The sequence below is a fragment of the Methylobacterium jeotgali genome, from assembly GCF_022179345.1.
GTDB lineage: Bacteria > Pseudomonadota > Alphaproteobacteria > Rhizobiales > Beijerinckiaceae > Methylobacterium > Methylobacterium jeotgali.
The window spans coordinates 37,815-43,983 of sequence record NZ_BPQR01000053.1 but is presented as its reverse complement, the minus strand read 5'-3'; the positions used below and the strand labels follow the sequence as shown (position 1 = coordinate 43,983).

At 67.5% G+C, this 6,169-nt stretch carries 4 protein-coding genes; 1 reads left to right on the top strand and 3 read right to left on the bottom strand.

Annotated elements, in window-relative coordinates:
* Positions 1-57: 57 nt before the first annotated feature.
* From xoxF1 to rnd, 3 genes are all read right to left on the bottom strand, one after another.
* The gene (xoxF1, locus tag MFF04_RS15705) at positions 58-1,860 is read right to left on the bottom strand and encodes a lanthanide-dependent methanol dehydrogenase XoxF1 (protein ID WP_238277133.1); all 1,803 of its coding nucleotides are present in this window, start codon (positions 1,858-1,860) and stop codon (positions 58-60) included.
* A gap of 614 nt (positions 1,861-2,474) precedes the next feature.
* Complete coding sequence (locus MFF04_RS15700) at positions 2,475-2,759, bottom strand: hypothetical protein (RefSeq protein ID WP_238277130.1); 285 nt, start codon at positions 2,757-2,759, stop codon at positions 2,475-2,477.
* Between the two features lie 105 nt (positions 2,760-2,864).
* Positions 2,865-4,019 (bottom strand): ribonuclease D, encoded by a 1,155-nt coding sequence (gene rnd, locus MFF04_RS15695; protein ID WP_238277128.1) that lies wholly within the window; start codon positions 4,017-4,019, stop codon positions 2,865-2,867.
* A gap of 160 nt (positions 4,020-4,179) precedes the next feature.
* Here rnd and aspS point away from each other — a divergent pair, with 160 nt between their 5' ends.
* Entirely contained in the window at positions 4,180-6,036 is a 1,857-nt protein-coding gene (aspS, locus tag MFF04_RS15690) for an aspartate--tRNA ligase (protein ID WP_238277126.1), read from the top strand.
* Positions 6,037-6,169: the final 133 nt, after the last annotated feature.

Below are 6,169 nucleotides of genomic sequence, written 5' to 3'. Positions count from 1 at the left end.
AGGTGCCGGCACGGCTTCCCGTGCCGGCACCTCACATTTCTGCGAACCTGCGACCGATTAGTTCGGCAGCGTGAAGACGGTGAGCTGACCGCCGAGGTTCGTGTAGTTGGAGAGGGCCGCGTAGCCGCCCACCGCGCCGAGACCGGCGTTCGGGTCGGTCAGGCCGGCCGCGAGGCCGATGCCGGCCCAGCCGCCGACGCCCGACAGGACGCCCACGTACTGCTTGCCCTTGTGGGAGTAGGTCATCACGTTGCCGATGATGCCCGACGGGGTCTTGAACTTGTAGAGTTCCTTGCCCGTCTTGGAGTCCACGGCCTTCAGGTAGCCCTCAAGGGTGCCGTAGAAGACCACGTCGCCGGCGGTGGCAAGAGCGCCCGACCACACCGAGAACTGCTCGGGCAGCGACCACTTGATCTTACCGTTCACGCCGTCCCAGGCGATGAAGTTACCCATGCCGCCATGGCTGTTCGGCGCGGGGTACATCGACAGGGTCGCACCGACATACGGCTGGCCCGGGGTGTAGGTCACCTTGAAGGGCTCGTAGTCCATGCAGACGTGGTTGGTCGGCACGTAGAACAGGCTCGTCTTCGGCGAGTAGGCAGCGGGCTGCTGGTCCTTCGTGCCGAGGGCGGCCGGGCAGATGCCCTTCGAGTTCACGTCCTCGCCGTTCTGCTCGGTCGAGTACTTGGACACGACGAGCGGGCGGCCGTAGGTCTTGGAACCCTTGTCCATGTCGACCTTGGTGGCCCAGTTCACGACCGGATCGAACTTCTCGGCGACGAGGAGCTCGCCGGTAGCGCGATCGAGGGTGTAGCCGAAGCCGTTGCGGTCGAAGTGGGTCAGCAGCGGACGGTCCTTCCCGTCGACCTTCTGGTCGGTGAGGATCATCTCGTTGATGCCGTCGAAGTCCCACTCGTCGTGGGGCGTCATCTGGTAGACCCACTTGGTCATGCCGGTGTCGGGGTTACGCGCCCAGATCGTCATGGACCACTTGTTGTCGCCCGGACGCTGCTTGGGGTTCCAGGTCGAGGGGTTGCCCGAGCCGTAGTACATCAGGTCGAGCTTGGGGTCGTACGAGAACCAGCCCCAGGTGCAGCCGCCGCCGGTCTTCCACTGATCGCCTTCCCAGGTCTTCAGCGAGGAGTCCTTGCCGATCGGCTTGCCGAGCGCGGTGGTCTTCTCCGGGTCGACGATCAGCTGATCGTCCGGGCCCATGGAGTAGCCGCGCCAAACCTTCTTGCCGGACTTCAGGTCGTAGGCGGTGACGTGGCACTGCACGCCGAACTCGCCGCCGGAGATGCCGACGATGACCTTGTCCTTCACCGGGAGCACGGTGGCGGTGTTGGTCTCGCCCTTCTTCGGGTCGCCGTTCACGACCGACCAGTTGACCTTGCCGGTCTTGGCGTCGAGCGAGACGACCGTGGTGTCGGCCTGGTGCAGGATGATGGCGCCGTCGGCGTAGGCGAGGCCGCGGTTGACCGTGTCGCAGCACATCACCGGGATCACGGACGGATCCTGCTTCGGCTCGTACTTCCAGAGGATCTTGGCCTCGTGGTCGAGGTCGAGCGCGTACACGATGTTCGGGAACGGCGTGTGCACGTACATGACGTTGCCGACGACGAGCGGCGAGCCCTCGTGGCCGCGCAGGACGCCCGTCGAGAAGGTCCAGGCGACCTGGAGGCTCTTCACGTTCGAGGCGTTGATCTGGTCGAGCTTCGAGTAGCGGGTGTTGGCGTAGTCGACCGTCTGCAGCACCTGCTGGTTCGGGTCCTGGCTGCGCTTCAGCACGTCGTCGTTGGCGAAGGCCGGGCTCGCCGCGGCGATACCGGCGCCCAGCGCGAGGAGGTGGACTGCTCTCATGGATTCCTCCGACAGGCCTTGACGCCGCGAGCGTGCACGAGACCGTGCCGCCAGAGGCCTGGCCTGCTGATTGAGACAGGGATCATCGAGCTTCGGTAGCGGGCGATGGTATCGCTTCACCGAAAAGTTTTCCGAGCCAGAGGTGGCCATCCCTTTTTTGGCCGCCTCCTCGAAACCGAAGCTTGAACGAACTCTAAGAAAAAAACCGGGGCCGTCAACATGGCCGTGCGGCTCTCGACAGCGCAGGCCGCAGTCGAGGGGCCAGCGGAGGAGACAAAGGCGCGTCTTCGTCAGCAAACAGTTTACAGTGCGATGCACAAAGACGATTTTGCGGCTGCAAAAGAACTTGCTTTGACTTTTGGCACCCCATGCGCCCCATGCAGCCTCTCGATGGTCGGGTGCGGCTCTCATGCGTCGGGAACGGGCAGGGCGCGGCTTCTCGCACCGCGGCATCGTTCTTTTGGGAATGCGCTGCGGGATGATCCGGCAAACTGCTTCGGCGAAACCGGCTGAGCTTCGGAGCGTCTGTGGAAGAATGCGCAGGCCGTGCTGCGCGCTCCTGCCGCATCGCGGCGGCGGCCGACGAGCGGGCGCAGGGCCCCGAATCGCCCGACTCAGTCGGCGACCGGCCCCGTGCTCTCGAACTCGGCGGTGTCGCCGATCAGGTCCGTGACGGAGATGTCGAGGCGGCGCCCTGAGCGGAGGCGCAGCACCGCGTCGGGCTGCAGCCAGATCGGATGCAGGCCTGCGGGCTTGCCGACAAGGGTGCCGTGGGCGACGATCAGGCCGTCACGGCGCTCGACGGTGACGCGGTAGCGGACCCGGACCGTGGCGCATCCTTCGGCGGACACATGCCCCTGGCCGGTCAGCGTCTGAAGGACGGCATTCGACTCGTGCATCGGGACGGGGAACAAAGCCTGGGATTTTTAGGCAACTGAGTTGCCACATAGTCCCGTCCGTCCTGCCTGTCACCCGATCCGGGCGTCTTTCTCTATATCGCGTGGTTACGACAGGGTGCGGACCACAACCCGGCCGCCCTCGGCCGACAGCGCCATGCGGCCGTGCTTCAGCGCGAGCGCCTTCTCGCCGAACAGCGCCCGGCGCCAGCCCGAGAGCACCGGCACGTCCGCCGCGTCGTCGTCGGCCAGAGCCTCGAGGTCGTCGACGGTGGCCACGATCTTCGGCGCCACCCGCTCGTTCTCGCACACCGCCTTGAGCAGCACCTTGAGAAGCTCGACCAGGGCTCCGTTGCCGCCGCTGCGCGCCCGGCCGCGCTCGGGGAGGGGAATGCCGGCGGTGTCGCGGGTCGCGCCCCGCTCGACGGCCGCGAGGATGTCGGCCCCGGTGCGCGAGCGCTCGAAGCCGGAAGGGATCGAGCGCAGGCGCCCGAGCGCCTCGACGCTGCGGGGGCAGCTGGTGGCGACGTCGATCACCGCCTCGTCCTTGAGGATGCGCCCGCGGGGCACGTTGCGGCCTTGCGCCTCCCGCTCCCGCCAGGCGGCGACCTCCATCAGCACCGCGATCTCGCGGGGCTTGCGCATGCGCCCCGAGAGACGCCGCCAGGCTTGGGCCGGGTCGGCGCGGTAGGTCTCCGGCGAGATCAGCACGCCCATCTCCTCGTCGAGCCAGGCGCCCCGGTCGGTCTCCAGGAGCTCGGAGGCCAGCGCCTCATAGACCTTCACGAGATGGGTGACGTCGGAGAGCGCGTAGGCGAGCTGGGCGTCCGAGAGCGGCCGGCGGGACCAGTCGGTGAAGCGGGAAGACTTGTCGATCTTCGCGCGCGCGAGGTCGTTGACGAGCTGCTCGTAGGAGACCGAGTCCCCGTAGCCGCAGACCATGGCCGCGACCTGCGTGTCGAAGAACGGGTGCGGCAGCTCCCCACCGAGCAGGTAGATGATCTCGAGATCCTGGCGGGCCGAGTGGAACACCTTCACCGTGTCCTCCCGCGCCATCAGGTCGAGGAAGGGCTTGAGGTCGAGGCCCGGCGCCAGGGGATCGACGAGGACGCCCTCCCCGTCCGGCCCCGCCATCTGGATCAGGCAGAGCTTCGGGTAATAGGTGGTCTCGCGCATGAACTCCGTGTCGACGGTGACGAAGGGCTGCGCTCCGAGGCGCTCGCAGGCCTCCGCCAGGGCGGAGGTGGTGTCGATCAGGTTCATGGTCCGGCTATATCGCGGCTGGTCGGGAAAGGGGAGCGAGCGCCCCGCGACGACAGGGGACAGCCGTAGGCCCCCGGTAGTCCCTCCTGCTTGCCCCTCCTCCGCTTGACTTGGCCCCTCCCCCGTGAATGGTGCCGGCCTTCATCCACAGAAGACCGCCATGCACCGTTACCGTACCCATACCTGCGGGGCGCTCCGCCCGTCCGATGTCGGGGGCGAGGTCCGCCTCTCCGGCTGGTGCCACCGCATCCGCGACCATGGCGGCGTGCTCTTCATCGACCTGCGCGACCATTACGGCCTGACGCAGTGCGTGATCGATTCCGACTCCAAGGCGTTCAAGGCCGCCGAGACCGCGCGTTCGGAGTGGGTGATCCGTATCGACGGCCGCGTGCGCACCCGGCCCGCCGGCACAGAGAACCCGGAGCTGCCGACCGGCTCGGTCGAGGTCTACATCGACGATCTCGAGGTGCTCGGCCCCGCTGCCGAGCTGCCGCTGCCGGTGTTCGGCGACCAGGAGTACCCGGAGGAGACGCGGCTGCGCTACCGCTTCCTCGATCTCCGCCGGGAGAAGCTCCACGCCAACATCATGAAGCGCGGGGCGATTATCGACAGCCTGCGCCGCCGGATGCGCGAGGGCGGCTTCTTCGAGTTCCAGACGCCGATCCTGACGGCGTCCAGCCCCGAGGGTGCCCGCGACTACCTCGTGCCCTCTCGCGTGCATCCCGGAAAGTTCTATGCGCTGCCGCAGGCGCCGCAGCAGTTCAAGCAGCTCACGATGATCGCGGGCTTCGACCGCTACTTCCAGATCGCCCCCTGCTTCCGCGACGAGGATGCGCGGGCCGACCGTAGCCCTGGCGAGTTCTATCAGCTCGACATCGAGATGAGCTTCGTCACCCAGGAGGACGTGTTCCAGGCGGTCGAGCCGGTGCTGCGCGGCGTGTTCGAGGAGTTCGCGGACGGCAAGCGCGTGACGGCCGAGTTTCCGCGCATCACCTACGCCGACGCGATGCTGAAGTACGGCGTCGACAAGCCGGACCTGCGCAATCCCCTGATCATCGCCGACGTGTCGGAAGAGTTCGGCCGCGACGAGGTCGAGTTCAAGGCGTTCAAGGGCGTGCTGAAGTCCGGCGGCGTCGTGCGCGCCATCCCGGCGACCGGCGCGGCCGGCCAGCCCCGCTCCTTCTTCGACAAGCTCAACGACTGGGCCCGCTCCGAGGGCGCGCCGGGCCTCGGCTACATCGTGTTCGAGGAGGAGGGCGGCACGCTCACCGGCCGCGGCCCGATCGCCAAGTTCATCCCCGCCGCCGTGCAGGCGCGCATCGCCGAGAAGGCCGGCGCGAAGGCCGGCGACGCGGTGTTCTTCGCGGCCGGCACCGAGGCCAAGGCGGCGGCGCTTGCCGGCAAGGCGCGCATCCGCATCGGCGACGAGCTGAACTTGTCGGATAAGGACCAGTTCGCCTTCTGCTGGATCACTGACTTCCCGATGTACGAGTGGAACGAGGAGGAGAAGCGCATCGACTTCTCCCACAACCCGTTCTCGATGCCGAACTTCGAGCGCGAGGACTTTCTGGCCCTCGACGTCGCGGCGACTGAAGCGGAGCGCGCGGGCGCCGGCCCTGACGGCGAGGTCTCGAAGAAGATTCTCGGCATCAAGGCCTTCCAGTACGACATCGTCTGCAACGGCATCGAGCTGTCGTCCGGCGCCATCCGCAACCATCGCCCCGACGTGATGGAGAAGGCCTTCGCGATCGCCGGCTACGGCCGCGAGGTGCTGGAGGAGAAGTTCGGCGGCATGCTCAACGCACTGCGCCTCGGGGCCCCGCCCCACGGCGGCATCGCACCCGGCGTCGACCGCATCGTGATGCTGCTCTGCGAGGAGCCTAACATCCGCGAGGTGGTGCTGTTCCCGATGAACCAGCGCGCCGAGGACCTGATGATGGGCGCCCCCGCCGAGGCCACCCCGAAGCAGCTCCGGGAGCTGCACATCCGCCTCAACCTCCCCGAGAAGAAGGGGTGAGCGCGAGATAACCCTCTCCCCTTGGCGGGGGAGGGTGCCCTGCGCATGCAGGGCGGGAGAGGGGCCGGCTCAGGTCTTTCCGGAGACGGCGCTCCCCTCTCCCGACCCCCTTCGGGGGCCACCCTCCCCCACA